This is a genomic window from Achromobacter sp., assembly GCF_032102605.1.
Lineage (GTDB): Bacteria > Pseudomonadota > Gammaproteobacteria > Burkholderiales > Burkholderiaceae_B > Achromobacter.
Genome location: NZ_DAMDGT010000007.1, coordinates 19,202 through 41,840, shown reverse-complemented (window position 1 = coordinate 41,840; position 22,639 = coordinate 19,202). Strand labels below are relative to the sequence as shown.

Genomic DNA, 22,639 nt, shown 5'->3' with positions numbered 1-22,639 from the left:
CATGCCGCCCACCTCGTTGCCGGCGCCGCGTGCGCCCGCGAAAGCTACCTATCTGCTGACCCACGTCTTGGGCGTGACGCTAATTCTGGCCTGCCTGGCCTGGTGGGTCCAGGTCTCTGGACTGGACCTGCGGCTGGCGCGGACGCTCTTCGACCCGGCCCTGGACGACTTTCCGTTGCACGGCAACCGTTGGCTGGAACTGCTTGGCCATCGCATGGTGCTCGCCTTGCCGATCAGCGTCGGCCTGGCCGCCGTCGGCGTCGCGGCGGCAAGTTTCCGCGTGGCGGCCTGGCGCCGCTGGCGCGGGACGGCGCTGGCCGTAGCGGCCACCTGTCTGACCGGGCAGCTGCTGATCAATCAGCTCAAGCACCATACGATGCTGCCGCGTCCCTACGACCTGCAAACGCTGGGCGGCTATACCCCGTATCCGGTGCACTGGTGGACCTGGGCGCGCGCGCGCGCCGGGGGGGCTTTGCCCAGCGGCCATGCCGGTGCCGGCTACGCGCTGTTGAGCCTGTACTTTGCCGGATGGGCGCTGGGCCGGCCTGCATGGCGCTGGTGGGGCCTGACGGTGGGCCTGGCGGCCGGGTTGGGGTTCTCGGCCGTGCGCATCCTGCAGGGAGCGCATTTTCTCAGCCAGACGATCTGGTCGGCCGCGCTGATGTGGCTGCTGGCGGCGGTGTTCTTCTATCCGGTGATCGCGGGGCGGTCCACTGGCGAGCCGCCCCGCGCTTCGCCGCTCAGTTGAGCAATACGCCCGGCAGCCACAACGAGAACGCGGGGACGTAGGTCACCAGGGCCAACGCCGCAAGCAGCGCGCCGTAAAACGGCCAGATGGTCCGCATGACCGTGCCCACCGATACACCGCCAATGGCGCATCCCACGAACTGCGTCGTGCCCACCGGGGGCGTGTTCAGTCCCAGCGCGCAGTTCAGCAGTATCACCATGCCGAACTGCACCGGTCCCATGCCGTACTGCATGCAGATCGGCAGGAAGATCGGCGTGCAGATCAGGATGGTGGCGGCCATGTCCAGGAACGTGCCCAGCACGAACAGGATGATGTTGACCATCAGGAAAATGGCCCACGGCTCCGTCGAAATCGCCGCCATCATCTGGCCAGTCTTTTCGGCCACGCCATAGAAGCTGATCAGGTAGCCGAACGTGGCGGAAATCCCGATCAGCAGCAACACCACGCCCGTGGTCTTGACGGCCTTGCTGGCGGCGCGCACGAACTGGTCCCAGGTCAGCGAGCGGTAGACGAAGATCGTCAGCGCCAGCGCGTACAGCACCGCCACGGCCGCGGATTCCGTCGCGGTGAAGACGCCGCTCAGGATCCCCGCAATGATCAGCACCACCACGAACAGTCCTGGCGCCGCCGCGACCAGCGACCGGACCACGATGTGCCATCCCGGGAAAGTGCCCGCCGGGTAGCCCCGGCTGCGCGCCACGAAATAGGCGGCCGCCAGGTTGCACGCTGTGAGGATCAGGGCTGGCACGACGCCGGCCGCGATGAGCGCCGCGATGGACACCTTGCCGCCGGCGGCCAGCGTGTAGATGATGATGTTGTGGCTGGTGGGCATCAGCGCGCCCACCAGTGCCGCGTGGGTCGTGACGTTCACCGCGTAGTCCGCGTGATAGCCCTCGCGTTTCATCATCGGGATCATCACGGATCCCATCGCCGACACGTCAGCCACCGGCGAACCCGACACGCCGCCAAACAGCGTGCAGGCCACCACGTTGGACATGCCCAGGCCGCCCCGCACATGGCCGACCAGCGACTTCGCGAACGCCACGATGCGGTCGGCGATGCCGCCGTACAGCATCAGTTCGCCCGTGAAGATGAAGAAGGGGATGGCCAGGAACGAGAACGCGTTCATGCCCGAGGTCATCTGCTGGAAGGCCACCGCGAGCGGCAGGTCTTCGTACATGATGGCCGTGATCGACGACAGCCCGATGGCGAAGGCCACCGGCACGCCGATCACGAGGAACCCCATGAAAGTGAAGGACAGCAGTGTCAGCGCCATGCCGGGACCACCTTCTGATTGCGCAGGATCGCGATGATGTGCTCGATGGAGAAGAGCGCGATCAAGGTGCCCGACAGGGTTGCAGGGATGTACTTCCAGGCGTTCGAGATGCCCAGGTTGGGAATCTTGTAGGCGGCTACGGACTCGGCCAGCACGCCGCAGTTCCAGGCCATCAGCACGCCAAACAGCAGCACCAGCAGATGGATGAAAATGCGGAGCCGCCGCTGCCCGGCGGCGGGCAGGGCGTCCAGCAGCGACTCGAAGCCGATATGGCCGGCGTCGCGCACGCCGACGGCGGCGCCCAGCATGGTGACGTAGAGCACCAGCAGCAGGGCCAGGCTTTCCGCCCAGGTCGGCGTGCTGTTAAGCACGTGGCGGCCAAAGATCTGTAGGGAGACCGCGATGATCAGGCAGACCAGCCCGAACACGCTGGTCCACATGCACGCCCGCGCCAGCCGGGCGCAGGCGCGGGTGTAGGCATCCAGCGGGGCAGCCAGGGCTTGCGCCCGGCCCCCCGCGGCGACATCTGGTTCATTCGTGGGTGTGGCCAACATGATGTCCTCACTGCACGGCCTGGATCTTCGAGACCAGGTCCTTCATTTCAGGGGTCGTGACGAAGCGGTCGTACACGGGCTTCATCGCGCCCTGGAACGAAGGCTTGTCGACTTGCGAGATCTGCGAGCCGGCCTTTTCCACCACCGCGCGCGACTTCTGCTCGCGTTCGTCCCACAGCTTGCGCATGAAGGGCACGGATTCACGCGCCGCCTCGCGCAGGATCTTCTGGTCGTCGGGAGGAAGCTTGTCCCATTGCCGCTTGGAGAAGATAAGGATCTCGGGCGTCATCGTGTGCTCGGTCAGCGAGTAGAACTTGGCAACCTCGTAGTGATGCGCGCTTTCGTAGCTGGGAAAGTTGTTCTCGGCGGCGTCCACCAGGCCCGTCTTGAGCGACGTGTAGACCTCGCCCATGGGCATCGGCGTGGCGTTGCCGCCCATCGCTTCAACCATGGCCACGGACAAGTCCGACTGCTGCACGCGGATCTTCAGGCCCTTGGCGTCGGCCAGCGTCTTGATGGGCTTCTTGGTCGTATACATGGAGCGCGATCCGCTGTCGTACCAGGCCAGGCCCACGAAGCCGGCGCCTTCGCACGAACGCAGGATCTGGTCGCCGATCTCGCTGTCCAGCACCTTGTGCAGATGCTCCTTGGATCGGAAGAGGAAGGGCAGCGATGGCACGCGCGTGGTCTGGCAGATGTTGTGCATGGCGGCGCTCGACACGCGGGCCATGGCCAGAGCGCCCAGTTTCACCTGTTCGATCGAATCGTCTTCGTTGCCAAGCGCGGCGCCGGAAAACACCTTGACGGTGATGCGGCCATTGGTCCGTTGCTTGACCAGTTCACCGAAGTGGCGCACGGCCTGGACGGTGGGGTAATCGTCGGGGTGGATGTCCGCGGAGCGCAGCTCGGCGGCATGGGTGGCGGGAACAAGCGTCAGGAAGGCGGCCGCCGCCAGAATGGCGCGGGTCAGGCGAGGGTGCAGCATGTCTACCTCCGGTTGGGAGTACGGCGTTTCGTTGAGGGCCGCAGCGGCCCCGAAGCTCTTTGATAGGTACTGACCTGCTCGTAGTCGGCGCGTGATGTGGCGCCATCGGGTGCTAACCGGCGCTGGCGGCTTCCTCCAGGCCTTGCGCGCCGGGGCGCAAGGCGAATACTGCCCCGTCCGGCGAGCCGGGGGCGGCGTTCGCGGGGCGGATGGAAGTGACGAACAGGGTGTCCATGCCCGGGCCGCCAAATGCGCACATGGCGACTTTGGCGGCGGGCACGTCCAGGGTGCGGTCCAGGCGGCCGTCGGGCGTGTACCGATAGACCTTGCCGGCATCGTTGCCGCAGATCCAGTAGCAGCCGTCCGTGTCCACGGCGGCGCCGTCGGGGCGGCCGGCGGGCAGGGCGTCGATGAACACGCGGCGATTGCGTGGCTCGCTTGCGTCGGAGTCGTAGTCGAAGGCCCAGACCGTCGCGCGCGACGGATGGGAATCGGACAGGTACATCGTCTTTCCGTCCGGGCTGAATCCCAGCCCATTGGGGACGATCAGGTCGTCCATCAGCACGGACAGGCCTTGGGCGTCATGGCGGTACAGCACGCCCGCGGGCGACGCCAATCCCATCTCCATGACCATGGTGCCCGCCACGAACCTGCCCTGCCGGTCGCAGCGGCCATCGTTGAAACGCATGCCGGGTGCGGCGTGGCTGACGGCGGCGAGTGGCCAGGGGGCGCAATCCTTGTCCAGCTCCAGGGCGGCGCACGAATACAGGCCGTCTTCCATCGCCAGCAGCCAGCCGTCGCCGCGCATGGCGATGCTGCCCGCCATCTGGGGCAACGCCCACTGCGCGAAGGCGTCGGTTGCGGGCGTCCAGCGCCAGAGTGTCCTGCCGGGGATGTCGGTCCAGTAGAAGGCCTGCTCGGTGCTGCGCCAGACGGGGCTTTCTCCCACGCCGCACAACATTGTTCCTATACGTTCGGCGGTCGTGGGCATGGTCGGCTTCAGGCCTTGGGAAAGGGGAAGGGGCCAGCCTTCACGAAAGCGCCGCCTTGATAGCGGGCGGCAGGATCGTCCGCGGGTAGCGGCGCCTGCGCCTCGACCTGTGCGCGAAAGCGCTCGGACGAGTCCTTGGGGGCGAAGCCCAGCACGGCCGCGCCGCTGTTGTCCCACCAGCTGTCGCGGTTGGCCGAAGCCCCGTACACGATGAGGTGGCCGACGTCCGGCGTGAACAGGGATCGCACGACCAGATCGGTCAGGTCGTCATGGCTGAGCCAGGTGACCATCATGCGGCGGTCCTTGGGTTCGGGGAAGGACGAGCCGATCCGCAGGCAGACGGTCTGGATGCCGTAGCGATCGAAATAGAAACGGGACAGGTTTTCGCCGTAGGCCTTGCTCAAGCCGTAGTAGCCATCGGGGCGCAAGGGCACGTCCGCGTCCAGGGTCTGGCCCTGCTCGTAGAAACCGATGACGTGGTTGGAACTGGCGAACACAATGCGCTTTACGCCGTGCAGGCGTGCTGCTTCGTACACGTTGTAGACGCCCTGGATGTTGGCGGGCAGGATTTCGTCGAATGGCCGTTCCACCGACACGCCGCCCAAATGGACAATGGCGTCGACCCCCTGCACCAATTCAAGCACCGCGGACGCGTCGGCAAGATCGCAGGGCGCGACCTCTTCATCTTGGCCGGCGGGGGCCATGGCCACGACGTCCGAGACGCGCAAAATGTCCGCATGGGCATTCAACCGGGGCCGCAAGACCAGTCCCAGGTTGCCGGCGGCGCCGGTCAATAACAAACGATGACACCGAAAAGATGCAGGCATGTTTTTGACAGCTCGGCTCATGACGCAACGCTCTGTAAATGGCGCGGTGGAGTGGACTTGTCTGGTACGTTATCGTACAACTGTCGCAAAGTATAATGACCGCCAATTTTCAGCGTCAAGCTTTGCGCAACCGCTTCCGGATAATCCCTGATGAACGCTCCTGTCGATACCTCCGTTTTGCCGCAGCGTCGTCCCCGTAACCTGGCGCAGGGGCTCGTGGAAAGCATTTCCGAACGCATTCGCGGCGGAGAAATCCGTCCCGGCGACAAGCTGCCCACCGAGTCCGAGATCATGCGTCAGTTCGGCGTAAGCCGGACCGTCGTGCGCGAAGCGCTTTCGCGCCTGCAGGCCTCCGGCCTGGTCGAGACCCATCATGGCGTGGGCACGTACGCGCTGGAACCCAGCGGCGGCGGCGACTTCCGCGTGGATCCCGCGGACATCGCCACGGTGCGCGATGTCCTGGTCCTGCTGGAACTGCGCATCTGCCTGGAAAGCGAGGCCGCTGGCCTGGCCGCCATCCGGCGCAGCGACACGCAATTGCAGGACATGCGGCGCGCGCTCGACGCCTTCAAGCATGCGCTGGACATCGGGGGCGACACCATCACCCCGGACTTCCAGTTCCATCTGCTGGTGGCGCAATCCACCGACAACCGCTACTTCGCGGATCTCATGTCCCACCTGGGCTCGGCGATCATTCCCCGCACCCGCATCAATTCGGCCAAATTTGCGCACGAAGATCGCGCCGCCTATCTGGCCCGCGTGAACCTTGAACACGAAGACATCTACAGCGCCATCACGCGGCAGGACGCCGAAGGCGCGCGCGCGGCGATGCGCACCCATTTGAGCAATAGCCGCGAGCGACTGCGTCGCGCTCAGTAGCGCTCAATCTGTCCCTAGTCTGAACGTGTGATGTCGTACAACGTTTAAGAGTATTACGCCGCTGTGACTGCGCTTGAAACCGCGTTAATCTTGGCGCGGTTTGTTTTTGCGCATTGAGGCGGCATGGGTTTGCAAGGCATTTTCGAGGGCGTTCCTTCATCACCGAGGCGCATGCGCGCCCGCTCGCGGAGGGCCTCGTCATGCGTCGCCTGATACTGCGGTTCATCGTCGCCATCCTGGTCCTGCTGACGCTGTCGCGACTGGGGCTGGCCTTCTGGATGTGGGACCGCGTGCAGGCCGCCGGCGGTCTTGTCCCGCTGCTGATCGGCGGGCTGCGTATCGATGCCTGCCTCTTGTCGATGGTGATTGCGTTGCCCGCGGTGCTGTCGCCGTGGTTCGGGCATCGCCCGCTCGCCGCGCGCATCACCGCCTGGTGGTTCCGTGTCTGGTGGATGCTGTACGTGCTGCTGGAAGTCTCGACGCCGCAGTTCATCGCCGAATACGACACGCGCCCCAACCGTCTCTACTTCATCTACCTGCTCAATCCGAAGGAAGTCGGCTCGATGCTGTGGCAGGGCTACAAGGGCGTGCTGCTGGCCGCCTTCGTGGTGCTGGTGATCGCGGCGTGGCTGGCGGTGAAACTTTTCCCGACGCGAGCGCGCGATTCCTTCATGTCGTGGTGGAAGCGGCCGGTGGCGTCGTTCGTGATACTGGCCCTGGTGTTTCTGGGTGCACGCGGCACACTGGAGCATCGGCCGATCAACCCGGCCAAGGTGGCCTTCAGCTCGGACGCCATGGTGAACGCGCTGGCGCTCAATTCGCTGTATAGCGTGTTCGACGCGGCATATCGCATGGGTGACGAGCGCTCTTCGGCCGCGATGTATCCGAAGATGGCGGTGGACGAAATGAACGCCATCGTGCGCGAAGAGGCGGGCATGTCAGGCGCGCCGATGGATCCGAACCTGCCCAGCCTGCATGAGCAGAAGGCGACGGTGCGCCGCGACAAGCCGCTGAACGTGGTGATCATCCTGCAGGAGAGCCTGGGCGCGCAATACGTGGGCAGCCTCGGTGGACGCGATCTGACGCCGAATATCGACCGGTTGGGCAAGGAAGGATGGATGTTCCACCGCGCCTACGCCACCGGCACGCGCTCGGTGCGCGGCATCGAAGCGGTGACGGCCGGCTTCATGCCCAGCGTGGCGGATGCGGTCGTGAAGCTTCCGCGCTCGCAGACGGGCTTCTTCACACTGGCGCAGCTGCTTGGCAAGCACGGCTACCATTCGCGCTTCGTGTACGGCGGCGAGTCGCACTTCGACAATATGCGCGCGTTCTTCCTGGGCAACGGCTTTGACGAGATCGTGGACCGTCCCAAGTTCGTGGACCCGGTGTTCGAAGGATCGTGGGGTGCCTCGGATGAAGACATGTTCAACCAGGTGGACCGCCTGCTGCGCGCCGACGGAGACAAGCCGGTGTTCACGCTGGCGTTTTCGGTCACCAACCATTCGCCTTGGGAATACCCCGCCGGACGCATCAAGACGGAGGGCGATCCGGCCACGGTGGACAACACCGTGCGCTACGCGGATTGGGCGCTGGGCCAGTTCTTCGACAAGGCGCGCAAGGCGCCTTACTGGGACAACACGGTCTTCCTGGTGATCGCGGACCACGATTCTCGGGTCTATGGTTCCATCCCCGTGCCGGTGCGGCACTTCCAGATCCCGGCGCTGATCCTGGGCGCGGGCATCGAGCCACGGCAGGACAACCGGTTGGTCAGTCAGATCGACATGGCGCCGACGCTGCTGTCCCTGATCGGGCTGGACAACGTGAACCCGATGCTGGGCGTGGATCTGACGCAGCGCGATCCGAACCGCGCGATGATGCAGTACGCGGACAACTTCGGCTATCTGCAGGGCGATCAGCTATTGGTGCTGGAACCTTCCAAGCCGCCGCGGCAGTTCCGCTACGAAGCCGCGCCGGTAGGGCGCGACGAAGTCTACGCGCCTGTCGAACCGGCGGATCCGGCGCTGACGCAAGAGGCGCTTGCGCACGCGCTGTGGGCAAGCTGGGCCTACCGGGAAGAAAAATATCGTCTGCCTTGATGAAGGGGCGTGGTGCGTTCGGCAAGGCGCGGCCGGCAAGGCGCGGCGGGCCAGGTGCGGCCGACCCTTGGCCGGCCCGCCCAGGCTGACCGTTTTGATCCCGCTCAAGCCGACATCCGGCCGCAAATAGCACACTGGCGACCATGAAAACGCCCAACCCCTCCTCGGGAGCCTCCCGCGCCGCCCCCCCGGCGCTGTCCTCTGCCCAAGAACCTGTGCCGCGTCCGCGGCGCCACCTTGCGTTCCCCGTGCCGCGGGGGCGTTTTGCGTGGATCACGGGTGTCATCAGCTCGATCTGGCTCGCAATCAACACGCTGTTCTGGTGCCTGTTGCTGTTTCCGATCTCGCTGCTGAAGCTGGCGTTGCCCTTTGCCTCCGTCAGGCGGGTCATCGACCCAGTCCTCAATGGCATCGCCACGGCATGGGTGGCCTGCAATTCCGCCTGGTTCGCCCACATCCAGCCGCAAGCCTGGGACATCCAGGGCAACAAAGACCTGCGCTACGCGGACTGGTATCTCGTCAACTGCAACCACCAGTCGTGGGTCGACATCTTCGTGTTGCAACATGCGCTGAACCGGCGCATTCCGCTGCTCAAGTTCTTCCTCAAGCAACAGCTCATCTACGTCCCGGTCATTGGTCTGGCGTGGTGGGCGCTGGATTTTCCTTTCATGAAGCGCCATGGCAAGGCCGCGCTGCGCAAGAATCCGGATCTCGGTCGCCAGGACCAGGAGGCCGCGCGGCGCGCCTGCGAAAAGTTTTCGCTGGTGCCGACCAGCGTGATGGTGTTTGCCGAAGGCACGCGCTTCAGCCAGGCCAAGCGCGCTGCGCAGGGCTCGCCTTACCGCCATCTGCTCAAACCCAAGGCGGGCGGGTTGGCGGTATCGCTGAATGCGATGGGCGCGCGCTTTCGCTCGATGATCGACGTCACCATTGCGTACCCCGAGGGCGTTCCCAGCTTTTGGCACTTTGCGTGCGGGCGCGCGGGCCAGGTGGTGGTGCGCATGCGCCAGTTGCCGGTGCCGCAGGCCTTTTCCGAGGCCGACTACACCCGGGACAAGGCCTTCCGCGCCACGTTCCACCACTGGTTGGGCGAGCAGTGGCAAGCCAAGGACGACGAGATCGAAGCCTTGGTCGCACGCGCCGGGAATCCGCCAACAAACTGACGGACTGCCGGCGCGGCTTGCATTACAGGCGTGCCGGCAGCACGACGCCCGAGCATTCCCCGAACCCGATCCGCGGGTAGCCCGACTTCACGCATTCGGCGCGGATGATGATCTGGTCGCCGTCCTGCAGGAAGGTGCGCTTTTCGCCCCACGGCAGTTCGATCGGCGACTTGCCGCCGTTGCTCAATTCCAGCAGCGAGCCCGCTTCCGACGGACGGGGGCCGGACAACGTGCCCGTGCCCAACATGTCGCCCGGCTGAAGGTTGCAGCCGTTGACCGTGTGGTGCGTGATCAGCTGCGCCACGTTCCAGTAGGCGTCGCGGAAGTTGCTGCTGGACAGCGAAAGCGGCCGCTCGTTCGCGGCGCGGGATTTCTCAGTGGTCAGCAGCACTTCCATCTGCACGTCGAACGCACCCTTCGCGCGGTTGGCGTCGGAGGCCAGGTACGGCAGGGGCTGCGGTTCGCCGGCGCCGCGGCTCCACTGCGTGCGGAAGGGTTCCAGCGCTTCCATGGTGACGATCCACGGCGAGATCGTGGACGCGAAGTTCTTGGACAGGAAGGGGCCCAGCGGCTGGTATTCCCAGGCCTGGATGTCGCGCGCCGACCAGTCGTTCAGGATGCACAGGCCGAACACGTGCGATTCCGCGTCGGCCAGGGCCACGCGGTCGCCTTGCGCATTGCCCGTGCCTACGAAGATGCCCAGTTCCAGTTCGTAGTCCAGCCGTGCGCAGGGGCCGAACTGAGGCGTTTCGCCTTCGTTGGCGGGACGCGTCTGGCCAACGGGGCGTGGGAATTTCTGGTCCACGCCGATGCTCGAGGCACGGCCGTGGTAGCCGATGGGCACCCACTTGTAGTTGGGCAGCAGGGGATTGTCGGGGCGGAACTGCTTGCCCACGGCCGTGGCGTGATGCACCGAAATGTAGAAGTCGGTGTAGTCGCCGATGCGGGCGGGCGTCGTGAATTCGGCATCGGCCTGGGGCACCAGCAAGGGTTCGACGACGGCGCGCAACGCGGCGCCTTCACGCAGCGCGCGAGACAGCGCAAGGCGCAGGGCGCTCCAGTGCGGTTGGCCCAATCCCATCAGCGCATTCAGGCTGTCGGTGGCGCATGCCGCCAGGGCGTCCGCGGCCAGGCCCTCGAACGGCTGTTTGCCGGCCAGTGCGGCCAAATCCAGGATCTGGTCGCCGATGGCGACGCCCGGACGGAAGGATTCCTGCGTGCCCTTGCGGCGGAACGAGCCGTAAGGCAGGTTCTGCACGGGGAAATCCGACGCTTCCGAATTGGCGCTGGCAACCCAGCTCTTGAGGGACGGGTCGTGGGTTTCGTTGATCGCGGTGGTCATGGCTGCGTGTCTCTGTCAGTGTGTTTATGAGTGGCCGGCCCGGCGGACGGGTCCGTGCGCCGGATGAATCAAAAGCCAAACGGCGATGAGCTTGCGCTCATCGCCGCGGGCGTGGAAAGCAAGCGCTCTCGTGTCACGCCTTGTTGGGATCGAAGTGCTTTGCGATGCCCTGCCAGCACCGGTAGTAGTCGCCCTGCAATTCTACCGATGCCAGCGCCTGCTCGGTCGGGCGGATGACGCGGCGCGTTTCGAACATGAACGCCATGGTGTCGCGGATGTAGTGCGCCTTGCTGGTATCTGCGTGCGAGGCCTTTTCGAACGTGTCGGCGTCGGGTCCGTGGCCGCTCATGCAGTTGTGCAGGCTGGCGCCGCCGGGGGCGAAGCCGTCGGCCTTGGCGTCGTACACGCCCTGGATCAGGCCCATGAATTCGCTGGCGATGTTGCGATGGAACCAGGGCGGACGGAACGTGTTTTCCATCGCCAGGATGCGCGGCGGGAAGATGGCGAAGTCCATGTTGGCCGTCCCCGGGGTGTCGGACGGCGCGGTCAGCACCGTGAAGATCGAGGGGTCCGGATGGTCGAAACTGATCGAGCCGATGGTGTTGAAGTTGCGCAGATCGTATTTGTAGGGCGCGTGCGTGCCGTGCCAGGCCACCACATTCAGCGGCGAGTGGTCGATCGACGCCCGCCAGAAACCGCCCGTGAACTTGGCGATCAGTTCGAAGTCGCCTTCGATGTCTTCATACCAGGCCACCGGCGACTTGAAGTCGCGCGCGTTGGCCAGGCAGTTAGACCCGATGGGTCCCAGCTCGGGCAGCCGCAGGGCCGCGCCGAAGTTCTCGAGCATGTAGCCGCGCGCAGTGCCGTCCAGCAATTCCACGCGGAATCGCACGCCGCGCGGGATGACCGCGATCTCCAGCGGTTCCAGATCGATCAGGCCCAGTTCCGTGGCCAGGCGCAGCCTGCCTTGCTGGGGCACCAGCAGCAGTTCGCCGTCGGCGTTGTAGAAGTAGCGGCCCTGCATCGACCGGTTGGCGGCGTACAGGTGGATGCCCACGCCGCCTTGTTCGTCCGGGCCGCCGTTGCCGCCCCAGGTCTTGACGCCTTCCAGGAAGTCCGTGGGGGCGTCGGGAATCGGCATCGGGCTCCAGCGCAGCTGATTCGGCGTGACCGGGCCGTGGCCGAAAGTGCTGAGCCAGCCGGCTGCGCCGCCAAAGGCTTCGAAAGGCTTGTGCTGGGCGCCGGGGCGGATGCGGTAAAGCCAGGAGCGGCGGTTCTCGGCGCGCGGGGCGGTGAACGCGGTGCCGGACAGTTGTTCGGCATACAGGCCATAGGGGCATTGCTGCGGCGAATTGCGGCCTGCCGGCAAAGCGCCAGGCAAGGCCTCGGTCGCACATTCATTGCCGAAGCCGGTCTGGTATTGCAGTTCCATGGGATCCTCCTGGGCGGCGTGCGCGGTGCTTGGCCGCGCGGCTTGGTTTGATTGGCGGGGCGGGGGTGATCCGAACCGATATGCCATTGTCGGAAAAAAACCCACTTGCGGCTACGGGAATGCAAAAATAGAGACTATAAATTTTGTAAATAGTAGGGGTGTATGGCCGAGCTTCGCGATGTGGACCTGAATCTGTTGCTGCTGTTCCAGCATTTGCTGGAAGACCGCAACCTGTCCGCCGTGGCGCGGCGGATGGACCTGTCGCAGCCTGCGGTCAGCAACGCGCTGCGCCGGCTGCGGGTGGCATTCGGCGACGAGCTTTTCGTGCGCACCGCGCAAGGCATGTTGCCCACGCCGCGGGCCCAGCGGCTGGCCGGGCCGGTCAGCGAGGCGCTGGGGATGCTTTCGCAAGCCCTGCAGGACCAGGACGTCTTCGACGCCGCGACCAGCAGCCGGCGATTTCGCGTCGCCATGACGGACGTGGGCGAGATCCATTTCATGCCCCGCCTGATGGAAGTGTGCGTGCAGATGGCGCCCCTGGTGCGCATCGACTCCGTGCGGGTGCTGGGGCCGGATCTGCCGCGCGAAATGGAGTCGGGCAGGGTGGATCTGGCGATCGGCGCGTTTGACGAAATGGGGGCGGGAACACTGCAGCGCATGCTGTTCCGCCAGGGCTACGCGACCCTGTTCCGACAGGCCCATCCGACCGCGCATGCGGGAATGGGCATCAAGGCCTTCCGCGCGGAACAGCATCTCATCGTGTCGCGCGCGGCGCCCTACGGGCAGGTCAATCAATCGATGGAACGGGCGGGCGTGGAATTGGCCGAGCACTTCAGCGTGCCGCACTTTTCGGCGGTGCCTTACATCGTCAGCGCGACGGATCTGCTGGCCACCGTGCCCGAAAAGCTGGCCGCAAGCGCCGCGGCGCCATTCAGCCTGCGCTTCATGACGCCACCGCTGAAAGTGCCTGCGCTGCAGACGAACATGTACTGGCAGCGCAGGGTGGACCGCGACGGTGGCAATCAGTGGCTGCGCGCCCTGATCGTGAACACCTTCGCGGTCGGCTCCTGATACGTCAACCGCCGCGCGTCACGGACGCGCGCGCATGCTGCAGGGCTTCTTTCAGCACGGCGATGTCGCCAAGATGGTTGGCCAGCAGCAGGATCAGCGCCGCGTTCAGTTCCTGGCTTTGTTCGTTGGTCAGGTCCCGATGGGCGTCGATCAGCGCTTCGTAGAAGTCATCCGGCGAGCCCAGGTTGGTGTCGGTGATAAGCATGGGATGGGCCTCTGTGTTCACGCGTTGCCCGTCGCGCGGCTGACGGCGGCGGCAACGGCATCGAGATTGACGGCGCGCCAGCGCGCGGCGATGTGCTGGTCGGGGCGGATCAGGTAGGCGGTGCCGGCTTGCGCGTCATAGCGCTTGGCAAGGCATCCTTCGATATCCCTGACCACGGGCAGGTCTGCCGTCAATTCGCACTGCGAGCCCGCCACCAATACCGCCTTGATCGGCACAGGCGCCATGCGCAGGGCTTGCAGCGCCTGCAGCGTTTCGCGGTCCGGCAGCGTGTCGGCGCAAAACACGGCCAACACGAAATCGCCGTCCAGTTGCCCCAACCACCAGTCTGTCCCGCCATTGGCCTCTACAGGCGCGTCCAGCGCCACCGCGCCCGGCGCCATGCGGCCGGTGAAGGCGTCGGCGTCCGGCGTATTCAAGGGCGACGCCGTGTACGTGGCGGGCAATGACAGGCGGCCGCTGTTCACCAGCGAACGCGCAAACGGATGATCCTTGGCCAGGTTCAGCACCGCGTTGCGGAAGCTGCGGCTGATGTCGCTCTTGGGCGTGATGAAGTCCGTGGCGCGCGACGAATTCAGGATGTTCTCGTCAGCCGCGAATTCGCGCTCGGCGCTGTAGCTGTCGATCAGCGCGTCGGGCGCCAGGCCGGCCAGCACCAGCTTGAGTTTCCAGGCGAGGTTCTCGGCGTCCTGCACGCCGCTGTTGGCGCCGCGCGCCCCGAACGGCGATACGCGGTGCGCGGAGTCGCCGGCGAACACGATGCGGCCATGGCGGAACTTGTCCATGCGCTCGCACGCAAAGGTGTAGACGCTGACCCATTCCAGTTCGAACTGCGCGTCCGGGCCCAGCAGCGCGCGGATTCGCGGCAGCACGTTCTCGGGCTTGACCGCTTCGACGGGGTCGGCGTTCCAGCCAAGCTGGAAGTCGATGCGCCAGACGTTGTCGGGTTGCCGGTGCAGCAGAACGGATTGATTCGGGTGAAAGGGCGGGTCAAACCAGAACCAGCGTTCGGACGGAAAGTCGGCCGTCATCTTCACGTCGGCGATCAGGAAGCGGTCGCGGAAGATGCGGCCATGGCTTTCCTGGCCGATCAGCTTGCGCACCGGAGAGCGCGCGCCGTCACACGCGATCAGCCAGTCGGCGTGAAGCTGATAGGGGCCTTCAGGGGTCTCAACGGTCAGCGTCACGCCGTCGTCGCCCTGCGTAATGCCGGCCACCTTGTTCTTCCAGCGCAGTTCGATGTTGGGCTGCCGGCTCGCCTGTTCGTACAGATAGCCTTCCGCGTAGTACTGCTGCAGATTGATGAAGGCCGGACGGCGGTGGCCGGGTTCGGGCAGCAGGTCGAATCGCCAGACCTCCTGTTCGCGGAAGAACACCTTGCCCACGTTCCACGACACGCCCTTGTCGATCATGCGCTGGCCTACGCCCAGGCGGTCCCAGATCTCCAGCGTGCGCTTGGAAAAGCAGATGGCGCGCGATCCCGTCGACAGACGGTAGTCGTCATCCAGCACCACCACGCGCACGCCCTGGCGGGCCAGGTCCAGCGCGGTGGTCAGCCCGACCGGGCCTGCGCCCACCACCACGACTCGATGTCGCGCCAGTTCGCTGGCCGTCTGGTCGGCGTGCTTTTCATAGGCGAACTCCATCGCCTGAAAGTCGATGTCTCCCACGTTTGTCTCCTGTGTGGGTCATTTTTATATTTGTGTGGACACGCTGCGCCGCGGTGGGCGCGCGTGTCCGGATCTTGCGGGTGGAACCGGAGCCGGTCGGGCCGGCCCTCTGGTCAGCCTTCCAGTTGCGCCCACATCTCCAGGTCGCGCTTGTCGGTCCAGATGCGCGGGTCGGTGTAGCCGGTGGCCTCGTCGTAGGCGCGCGACACGTCGAACGGCATGCAGTGGTCGAAGATCACCCAGTCGCTGTAGCGCGGCTTCATGAAGTCGTAGACCTCGCGGTAGATCGTCTTCAGGTCCTTGCCTTCGGCCACGCCACGGTTCACGGCGCCGTACAGGTCGGTCAGGAAGGCGCGCGTGCCGGCCAGGCCCTGGCGGACTTCGGTGGCGTTCTTCAGGGCCGGGCCGCGGCCGGGCACCATCTTCTCGGCCTCGAAGCCGGACAGGGCGTCCAACGTGGTGGGCCAGTCGCGGAAGTACGCGTCGCCGCAATAGGGCGTGGATTGGTATTCGACCAGGTCGCCGGCGAACAGGATCTTCTGCTCGGGCAGCCAGGCAATGGTGTCGCCCTTGGTGTGACCGCGTCCCACCTGCAGCAGCTTGACTTCCAGATTGCCCAGGTCGACCGTCATTTCGCCCTTGAACGTCATGGTCGGCCAGACCAGGCCCGGGGGAATCGACTCGGCGTTGCGGAACAGGCGCGGGAAGCGGCCGATTTCGCTGGCCTTGTCCTGTTCGCCGCGTTCGGCGATCAGGTCGTAGGTGTCGCGGCTGGCCAGGATTTCCTGGGCGTTGTAGGCGGACGCGCCGAACACGCGCACGGCGTGGTAGTGCGACAGCAGGATGTACTTGATGGGCTTGTCCGTGACTTCGCGGATGCGGCGGATGACGTCTTGCGCCATGACCGGCGTGGCCTGGGTGTCGATCACCATGACGGCCTCGTCGCCGATGATCACGCCCGTATTGGGATCGCCTTCGGCGGTGTAGGCGTAGGCGTTGTCGGACAGTTTTTCGAACGAGACGACCTTGTCGTCCAGGTCCGCGTGCGAGGCGAATTGCTTGCTCATGGAGGCTCCTTCCACTTTTATAGGAATAGGGTGTGGAAGGAAATATAGTCCTGCGTTAGTTTTTGTGCAATACGTTTGCTATAAACGAATTCCCTAGGATGTAAGGGCGTTTTGCTCCCGATTTCAGGGGCGGATCAGGTCAGTTTCGTTGGCACTTCGGGCAGTAATAGGTGGCCCGCTGTCCCTGGACAAAGCGGCGGATCGGGGTTGCGCACACGCGGCAAGGCAGGCCCTCCCGCTCGTAGACTGCGGCGTGGATCTCAAAGTACGCGCCCGGCTCGCCGCTGGCGCCCACATAGTCGCGCAGGGTGCTGCCGCCCGAGGTCAGCGCGTCGGCAAGCGTGGCGCGCACCATGTCGGCAAGCCGCTCGCATCGGGCGGGCGACAGTTTGTTCGCGGGGGTCTTGGGGTTGATGCGCGCCCGGAACAGGCTTTCGGACGCGTAGATGTTGCCCACGCCCACGACCGCCAGTCCGGCCAGCAGCACTTGCTTGACCGCGGCCGAATGGTTCTTGAAGTGCCGGTGCAGCCAGGCGCCGTCAAAGCGCGGGTCGAAGGGTTCAATGCCCAGCTTGGCAAGGAGAGGATGCGCGTCGATGGGGCCGTCGGCATCCGCATGCCACAGCACGGCGCCGAAGCGCCGAGGATCATGCAACCGCAGGACGGCGCCGTCGAAGATCCATTCCACGTGATCGTGCTTGCGCAGGAATTCGCCCGGCGCGACGCTGCGCAAGGATCCCGACATGCCCAGATGCACGATCTGGGTGCCATGTTCGAAACGCAGAAGCAGGTACTTGCCGCGGCGCGCGCATTCCAGCACCGTGCGCCCGCCGATCAGGGACGGCAGGTCCGGCGGGATGGGCCAGCGCATTCGGGGTTCGTGGACGACCAGTCGCGTGAGCGTCCGGCCGGTGATGATGGCGTCGATTCCTCGGCGCGTGGTTTCGACTTCGGGCAGTTCCGGCATGAGCCAGTGTAAGATCATCAATTGCGTGTACGAAGATTGTGCCATCAACCGGACGGGCCGCGTGAAGTCGTCTTTTAAACAAATGAATATCGGGATCGCCGCGTTGGGGCTTGCGCTGGCAGCAATCATGGCCCCGCCGGCCCAGGCCGCGGACAGCCGGTCGCGTGACGCGACGGGCCCGCGGATGGCCCCCCAAAGCCGTCAGCCCGAAACCGAAGTCATCCGCCTGCGGCCGGGGCAACTGCCCTACGTTTCGCTCACCGGCGACATCTTCTACCGCGTCCTGGCCTCCGAAATTGCCGCCCAGCGCGGCATGTACGGAACGGCGGCCACCACCATGGTTGGTCTGGCCCGGGACACCGGAGACCCTCGCCTCGCCCGTCGCGGCCTGGAATTCCAGCTTGCAGGCGGCAACCTGCCCGGCGCGCTTGAGGCCGCCCGTGTGTGGTCCCGCCTGGCGCCCAACGATGTCGAGGCCAGCTCCACCGAGCTGGCGCTGGCTGCGGCCAACGGCCAGACCAAGGGCCTGGCGCAAGCCCTGCGCAAACGCATCGACAGCTCCCGCGACAAGCCGGCCGCCATCGGCCAGGCGCTTGCCGTGCTCAGCCGCCTGAACGACCGCCGCCTGGCGCTGCGCATCCTTGACGAATCCCTGAGCGATAGCGTGCGCAAGTTGCCCGCGGCTCACCTGGCGTTGGCCGACGTCGCCTCCGCCGCCGGCGACTACGAGCGCGCGGCGCAGGAATCCCGCGCCGCCCTGGCCGCCGAGCCCAAGTCCGAACCCGCAGCACAACGCGTACTGGAATACGGCTCCAAGGTTGATCCCAAGCGCGCGCAGTCCGAGGCCCGAGCCTTCATCAACCGCAATCCGGGCGCGCGCAAGGTGCGCCTGATGCTGGCCGGCCAGTTGGCCGACAGCGGCGACTACGATGCCGCCCTGGCGGAACTGCAGGCCATGTCGCGCCGTTCGCCTGAAGATTTCGATCTGCTTTTCATGCAGGCGCAACTGGCCTACAAGTCCGGCCACCTGCCGCAAGCCAAGACGCTTCTTCAGCAGTACCTGGATGTCCAGAACCAGCGCCAGCGCGCCACGGTGCCGGGCGCCACGGACGCCGGCGCCGCGGCTGCCGACGCGCACGTGCTGCTGGCGCGCATCGCCGAAGACCAGGGGCATTACGACGAAGCCATCGCCGAACTCGGCCGCATCGACGACCCCACGCTGCGCTATTCGGTCCGCATGCGCCAGGCCGCCTTGCGCGCCAAGAGCGGCCGGGTGGACGACGCCCTGGCCATGATCGACACGGCAGGGCCGCAGGACGAAGAAGAGCGCGCCCTGGGCGCCTTGACCAAGGCGCAGATCCTCCGAGACGCCGATCGCGTGGGCGAAGCCGTCACCGCGCTTGAAGCCGCCGACCAGGCGCTGCCGGACACGGTCGAGATCAAATACGAACTGGCCATGCTGTACGAACGCCAGAACCGCCTTGCCGACCTGGAGCGCATGCTGCGCCAGGTCATCGCGCTGGATCCGGATCATGCCCACGCGTACAACGCACTGGGCTACACCCTGGCCGACCACAACCAGCGTCTGCCCGAGGCCCTGGACCTGATCACGCAGGCGCTGGAGCTGTCGCCCAACGATCCGTTCATCCTGGATAGCATGGGCTGGGTCAAATACCGCATGGGCGACTCCACCGCCGCTGCCGATTACCTACGCCGGGCTTACAGCGTTCGCCCCGAAGCCGATATCGCGGCGCACCTGGCCGAAGTGCTCTGGAGCCAGGGCAAGCGTGACCAGGCGACCGAGCTGCTGCGCGCCGCGCTGCAGAAGGACCCCAGGAACAAGACCGTCCTCGATGTCGTGAAGCGCCTGGGGGTTCGCCCGTGACGGCAGCATTCCCCGCAATCCGGCAGACAACTGCGTGGTTGCGCTGGGCGTTGCTGGCGATGCTGGCTTTCACGCTTGCCGCCTGCACGTCCCTGCCCAAGCCCATCGAAGGCGCCAGCGCCGATGCGTTTTCCCGCATCGGGCGCTTCGCGATCACCGTCAACGAAGAAAGCGGCAAGCAGAACGCCGTGCAGGGCGGCTTTTCGTGGTCCGACGACGGCCGGCGCTATGTGCTGGACCTGACCAATCCGCTGGGCTCTACCGAAGCCCGCGTCGAAGGACGCCCGGGCGCGGCCAGCCTCACCAAGGCCGACGGCACTCGCCTGGTGGCCGACAATCCCGATGCGTTGGCCGAGGAAGCCTTCGGCAGCAGCATGCCGGTGTCCGGTCTGCGTGACTGGCTGCGTGGCAGGCTGCCGGCGGATCCGCTGGCCACCCAGGTCGCTCGCGACGACCAGGGCCGCCCCATCGCCTTCGAGCAGGGCGGCTGGCAGGCGCGCCTGTCGCGCTATGACGCCCTGGGCCCTCAATTGCTGGTGTTGGAACGCCAGGAACCTGGCCGCCGCATCGTGGTGCGGCTGGTCGTCAACCAATCCTGACATCGCTCGGGTAGCGCGCAGTGAGTTCGGGTTAACCCTTATCACATTGCGCGGTTTTCATTCAAGCAAATAGGGGCCGTAAAGTCGGCTCTGTTACGGCTTGAATATATTGCCCTGACCGAATAATTCTCCCTGCGTCCCGGCGCGATCAGCGCCCGGTGCAGCAATGGGGGGTCGACGCTTGTCTGCCGCCACCCTTACGGAGAGTGCTCATGTTCAGGAATACACGCATCGCGACGGTGCTATTGGGAATCATCGCGATATTTTTCACCTTCCAGTTGCTGATCGGCGGCATGGGTTTTGTCGCCCTGCGGCAAACCAACCAGGACGTCGCGCAGCTTTATCGCCTTTCGTCGCAACAGGTGAACGCGGTGAACTCCGCGTCGCTGTCGCTCGTGGCGGCGCGCACCGACCTCAGCCGCTACGCGACGCGCGTTGCGCAGGGCAATACCGACGACAAGACATCCTTGCAGACGGCCCGCCAGCGCATCGTGTCCGCCGACCGCGCCTTCCAGGGCTTTTCCGGCGGACTGTCCGCCGAGGAAAAAGCGGAATCCGCCAGCCTCATCGACGCCTACACCAAGCTCAGCACCAACCTGCAGAACGTGGGCAGGGTGCTTGAGGCCGGGGACATGGAGGCCTATTTCAAGCAGGGCACGCAAGGTGTTCAGGAAAAGCTCGTAAGCGAGCGCGACGCGTTCATTCTGCGCGCCGAGGGAACTGGCCAGGCCGTCATGGACGAGATTTCCATGTTTAACCGCCTGTTTAGCATGCTGCTGGCCGGGCTTCTTGCGCTGGGCCTGCTGATGGCCGTCGGCGCGCACGTGCTGATCCGCCGCATGATCGTGCGTCCGCTGCTGGAGGCCGGTGAGGTCTTTCGCCGCATCGCCGAAGGCGACCTGACCCGCCGCGTGGCGGACCTCGGCAAGAACGAGATCGGCGCGCTGCTCAGTGCGCTCAAGGGCATGCAGGACAGTCTGGTGCGCACTGTGTCGGCCGTGCGGCGTGGCGTTGATGAAATCAACGTCGGCGCGCGCGAGATCTCTTCCGGCAACGCTGATCTTTCCAGCCGCACCGAAGAGCAGGCCGCGTCCCTTGAGGAAACCGCGGCCAGCATGGAAGAGTTGGCCACCACGGTGAAGCAGAATGCCGACACCGCGCGCGAAGCCAATCGCATGGTGGCCGCGTCCGAAGCGGTCGCGCAGCGCGGCGGCGAAGCCGTGTCCAGCGTGGTCGAAACCATGCGCGCCATCTCGGGCAGTTCGTCTCGCATCGCCGACATCGTCGGGGTGATCGACGGCATCGCGTTCCAGACCAACATCCTGGCGCTCAACGCCGCCGTGGAAGCGGCGCGCGCGGGCGAGCAGGGCAAGGGCTTTGCCGTCGTGGCAAGCGAAGTGCGCACGCTGGCCCAGCGCAGCGCCGCAGCCGCAAAGGAAATCAAGCAGTTGATCGAAGACTCCGCGCAGAAGGTCGGTGTGGGTTCGGAACAGGTCGAAAATGCCGGCGCCACCATGCGCGAGATCGTTGAATCCGTGCAGCGCGTGACCAGCCTGATGGGCGAAATCTCGGCGGCGTCTGAAGAGCAGGCCACGGGCATCGACCAGGTCAACCGCGCGGTGTCGCAGATGGACAGCGTGACGCAGCAGAACGCCGCGCTGGTGGAAGAGGCTGCCGCGGCAGCAGGCGCGCTGGAAGAACAGGCGCGGCAGCTTGCCGGCGCGGTGGCGGTGTTCAAGTTGCCCGAGGGGCAGGTGATCGATGCGCCCGCCGCAAGGCTGGGTGCAAGCCTGACGCCGCAACTCGCATAGCGCATATCCGCTGCCGGACCGGCGCGCCGGTCCGGCAGGTCTGGCTAGAATGACGGATTGTCCCGCACCGGCAGTCTCTCCGTGACTCTTTACGACGTTCCCGCTCCCGCCAAGCTGAATCTCTTTCTGCACGTGGTGGGCCGACGCGCCGACGGCTACCACCTGTTGCAGACCGTCTTTCGCTTCATCGATCTTTGCGACACGCTGCATTTCGACGTGCGCGCCGATGGCGTCATTGGCAGGGCCACTGACCTGCCGGGCGTGCCCGAAGACCAGGACCTCACAGTGCGCGCCGCGCGCGCGCTGCAAAAGGCCACCGGCACGCGCCAGGGCGCGCAGATCAGCCTTGACAAGCGCATCCCGCAAGGCGGCGGGCTGGGTGGCGGATCTAGCGATGCCGCATCGGTGCTGATCGCGTTGAACAAGTTGTGGGGCACGGGACTGTCGCGACGCGAGCTCATGGCGCTGGCGTTGCCGCTGGGGGCGGACGTGCCGGTTTTCGTGTTCGGCCAATCGGCGTTCGCGCAGGGAATTGGCGAGGATCTCACGGCAGTGACGCTGCCCGAACACGGCTATCTGGTGGCGCAACCCGACGCCAGCGTGCCGACTGTTGGAATATTTTCAGCGCCCGATTTGACAAGGGATTCTTCTTACATCACAATAGCGGACTTTCTTGCTTCGCAAACATTTTTGGCCAGCGAAGCTTCTTCGGAAAAACCCGGCAGTGCGGGGCAACCCAGCAGTGCAGGAACGCCAGAGAAGCTTTACGGAAGAAATGATCTGGAGCCGGTGGTCTACCGCCTTTATCCTGAAGTACTTGGGGCATCGCGGTGGCTTGCTGAACAGGGCATACCTGTTCGCATGTCGGGATCAGGCGCGTGTTTATTCGCCGAATTTTCCGAAACATCGAAAGCCGTTTTGGCAGAAGCAGAAATTACCGCTATAATGCGCGGCGCTGATAAAACATTCAGCCAAACGCATCCACGGTTTCGGCTAGTGCAGGCATGTACTGGGTTAGCTGAACATCCGTTGCGGAATTGGATTGCAAGATAG

20 protein-coding genes are annotated in these 22,639 nt (G+C 65.3%); 9 read left to right on the top strand and 11 right to left on the bottom strand.

The window, feature by feature from the left end; translation table 11 throughout:
- Position 1 precedes the first annotated feature (1 nt).
- Positions 2-748: a phosphatase PAP2 family protein gene (locus RT614_RS16845; RefSeq protein ID WP_313623271.1), complete on the top strand. Its 747-nt coding sequence runs from the start codon at positions 2-4 to the stop codon at positions 746-748.
- Here the strand turns inward: RT614_RS16845 and RT614_RS16840 are convergent.
- The 5 genes from RT614_RS16840 to RT614_RS16820 all read right to left on the bottom strand — a co-directional run bounded on the left by RT614_RS16840 (position 741) and on the right by RT614_RS16820 (position 5,402).
- Positions 741-2,024, bottom strand: a complete 1,284-nt coding sequence (locus RT614_RS16840; protein ID WP_313623270.1) for a TRAP transporter large permease — start codon at positions 2,022-2,024, stop codon at positions 741-743. The genes RT614_RS16845 and RT614_RS16840 overlap by 8 nt on opposite strands.
- A complete protein-coding gene (locus RT614_RS16835) occupies positions 2,015-2,578 on the bottom strand; it encodes a TRAP transporter small permease (protein WP_313623269.1) in 564 nt (187 codons plus the stop codon). Before RT614_RS16835 ends, RT614_RS16840 begins: the two co-directional genes overlap by 10 nt.
- A gap of 7 nt (positions 2,579-2,585) precedes the next feature.
- Positions 2,586-3,563 carry a TRAP transporter substrate-binding protein gene (locus RT614_RS16830; protein ID WP_313623268.1) on the bottom strand — a complete coding sequence of 326 codons (978 nt, stop codon included), beginning with the start codon at positions 3,561-3,563 and terminating at the stop codon, positions 2,586-2,588.
- A gap of 112 nt (positions 3,564-3,675) precedes the next feature.
- Positions 3,676-4,554: an SMP-30/gluconolactonase/LRE family protein gene (locus RT614_RS16825; RefSeq protein ID WP_313623267.1), complete on the bottom strand. Its 879-nt coding sequence runs from the start codon at positions 4,552-4,554 to the stop codon at positions 3,676-3,678.
- An 8-nt stretch (positions 4,555-4,562) separates the two neighbouring features.
- On the bottom strand, positions 4,563-5,402 hold the full coding sequence (locus RT614_RS16820) for an NAD(P)-dependent oxidoreductase (RefSeq protein WP_313623266.1): 840 nt from the start codon (positions 5,400-5,402) through the stop codon (positions 4,563-4,565).
- Positions 5,403-5,531: 129 nt separating this feature from the next.
- On the opposite strand from RT614_RS16820, the gene RT614_RS16815 reads away from it, so the two are divergent.
- The 3 genes from RT614_RS16815 (at position 5,532) to RT614_RS16805 (ending at position 9,519) form a co-directional block, all read left to right on the top strand.
- Positions 5,532-6,260 carry a FadR/GntR family transcriptional regulator gene (locus tag RT614_RS16815; protein WP_313623265.1) on the top strand — a complete coding sequence of 243 codons (729 nt, stop codon included), beginning with the start codon at positions 5,532-5,534 and terminating at the stop codon, positions 6,258-6,260.
- A 200-nt stretch (positions 6,261-6,460) separates the two neighbouring features.
- The gene (locus RT614_RS16810; RefSeq protein WP_313623264.1) at positions 6,461-8,356 is read left to right on the top strand and encodes an LTA synthase family protein; all 1,896 of its coding nucleotides are present in this window, start codon (positions 6,461-6,463) and stop codon (positions 8,354-8,356) included.
- Positions 8,357-8,499: 143 nt separating this feature from the next.
- Positions 8,500-9,519, top strand: a complete 1,020-nt coding sequence (locus RT614_RS16805; protein ID WP_409558486.1) for an acyltransferase — start codon at positions 8,500-8,502, stop codon at positions 9,517-9,519.
- Between the two features lie 22 nt (positions 9,520-9,541).
- Here the strand turns inward: RT614_RS16805 and fahA are convergent, their stop codons facing one another.
- Both fahA and hmgA read right to left on the bottom strand, forming a co-directional pair.
- Positions 9,542-10,861 carry a fumarylacetoacetase gene (gene fahA, locus RT614_RS16800; protein WP_313623263.1) on the bottom strand — a complete coding sequence of 440 codons (1,320 nt, stop codon included), beginning with the start codon at positions 10,859-10,861 and terminating at the stop codon, positions 9,542-9,544.
- A gap of 133 nt (positions 10,862-10,994) precedes the next feature.
- The gene (gene hmgA / locus RT614_RS16795) at positions 10,995-12,293 is read right to left on the bottom strand and encodes a homogentisate 1,2-dioxygenase (protein ID WP_313623262.1); all 1,299 of its coding nucleotides are present in this window, start codon (positions 12,291-12,293) and stop codon (positions 10,995-10,997) included.
- Between the two features lie 162 nt (positions 12,294-12,455).
- On the opposite strand from hmgA, the gene RT614_RS16790 reads away from it, so the two are divergent.
- Positions 12,456-13,364 carry a LysR family transcriptional regulator gene (locus RT614_RS16790; RefSeq protein ID WP_313623261.1) on the top strand — a complete coding sequence of 303 codons (909 nt, stop codon included), beginning with the start codon at positions 12,456-12,458 and terminating at the stop codon, positions 13,362-13,364.
- Positions 13,365-13,368: 4 nt separating this feature from the next.
- Here the strand turns inward: RT614_RS16790 and RT614_RS16785 are convergent, their stop codons facing one another.
- From RT614_RS16785 to mutM, 4 genes are all read right to left on the bottom strand, one after another.
- On the bottom strand, positions 13,369-13,569 hold the full coding sequence (locus RT614_RS16785) for a DUF2783 domain-containing protein (protein WP_313623260.1): 201 nt from the start codon (positions 13,567-13,569) through the stop codon (positions 13,369-13,371).
- 17 nt (positions 13,570-13,586) lie between these two features.
- Positions 13,587-15,257, bottom strand: coding sequence for an FAD-dependent oxidoreductase (locus tag RT614_RS16780; protein ID WP_313623259.1), 1,671 nt, complete (start codon positions 15,255-15,257; stop codon positions 13,587-13,589).
- Between the two features lie 113 nt (positions 15,258-15,370).
- Positions 15,371-16,324 carry an MBL fold metallo-hydrolase gene (locus tag RT614_RS16775; RefSeq protein ID WP_313623258.1) on the bottom strand — a complete coding sequence of 318 codons (954 nt, stop codon included), beginning with the start codon at positions 16,322-16,324 and terminating at the stop codon, positions 15,371-15,373.
- Positions 16,325-16,463: 139 nt separating this feature from the next.
- Positions 16,464-17,291, bottom strand: a complete 828-nt coding sequence (mutM, locus tag RT614_RS16770) for a bifunctional DNA-formamidopyrimidine glycosylase/DNA-(apurinic or apyrimidinic site) lyase (protein ID WP_313623257.1) — start codon at positions 17,289-17,291, stop codon at positions 16,464-16,466.
- Here mutM and RT614_RS16765 point away from each other — a divergent pair.
- From RT614_RS16765 to ispE, 4 genes are all read left to right on the top strand, one after another.
- A complete protein-coding gene (locus RT614_RS16765) occupies positions 17,290-19,176 on the top strand; it encodes a tetratricopeptide repeat protein (RefSeq protein WP_313623256.1) in 1,887 nt (628 codons plus the stop codon). The genes mutM and RT614_RS16765 overlap by 2 nt on opposite strands.
- Positions 19,177-19,235: 59 nt before the next feature.
- Complete coding sequence (gene lolB, locus RT614_RS16760) at positions 19,236-19,775, top strand: lipoprotein insertase outer membrane protein LolB (RefSeq protein ID WP_313623513.1); 540 nt, start codon at positions 19,236-19,238, stop codon at positions 19,773-19,775.
- A 212-nt stretch (positions 19,776-19,987) separates the two neighbouring features.
- Complete coding sequence (locus tag RT614_RS16755; protein WP_313623255.1) at positions 19,988-21,586, top strand: methyl-accepting chemotaxis protein; 1,599 nt, start codon at positions 19,988-19,990, stop codon at positions 21,584-21,586.
- Positions 21,587-21,667: 81 nt separating this feature from the next.
- The gene (gene ispE / locus RT614_RS16750) at positions 21,668-22,639 is read left to right on the top strand and encodes a 4-(cytidine 5'-diphospho)-2-C-methyl-D-erythritol kinase (RefSeq protein ID WP_313623254.1); all 972 of its coding nucleotides are present in this window, start codon (positions 21,668-21,670) and stop codon (positions 22,637-22,639) included.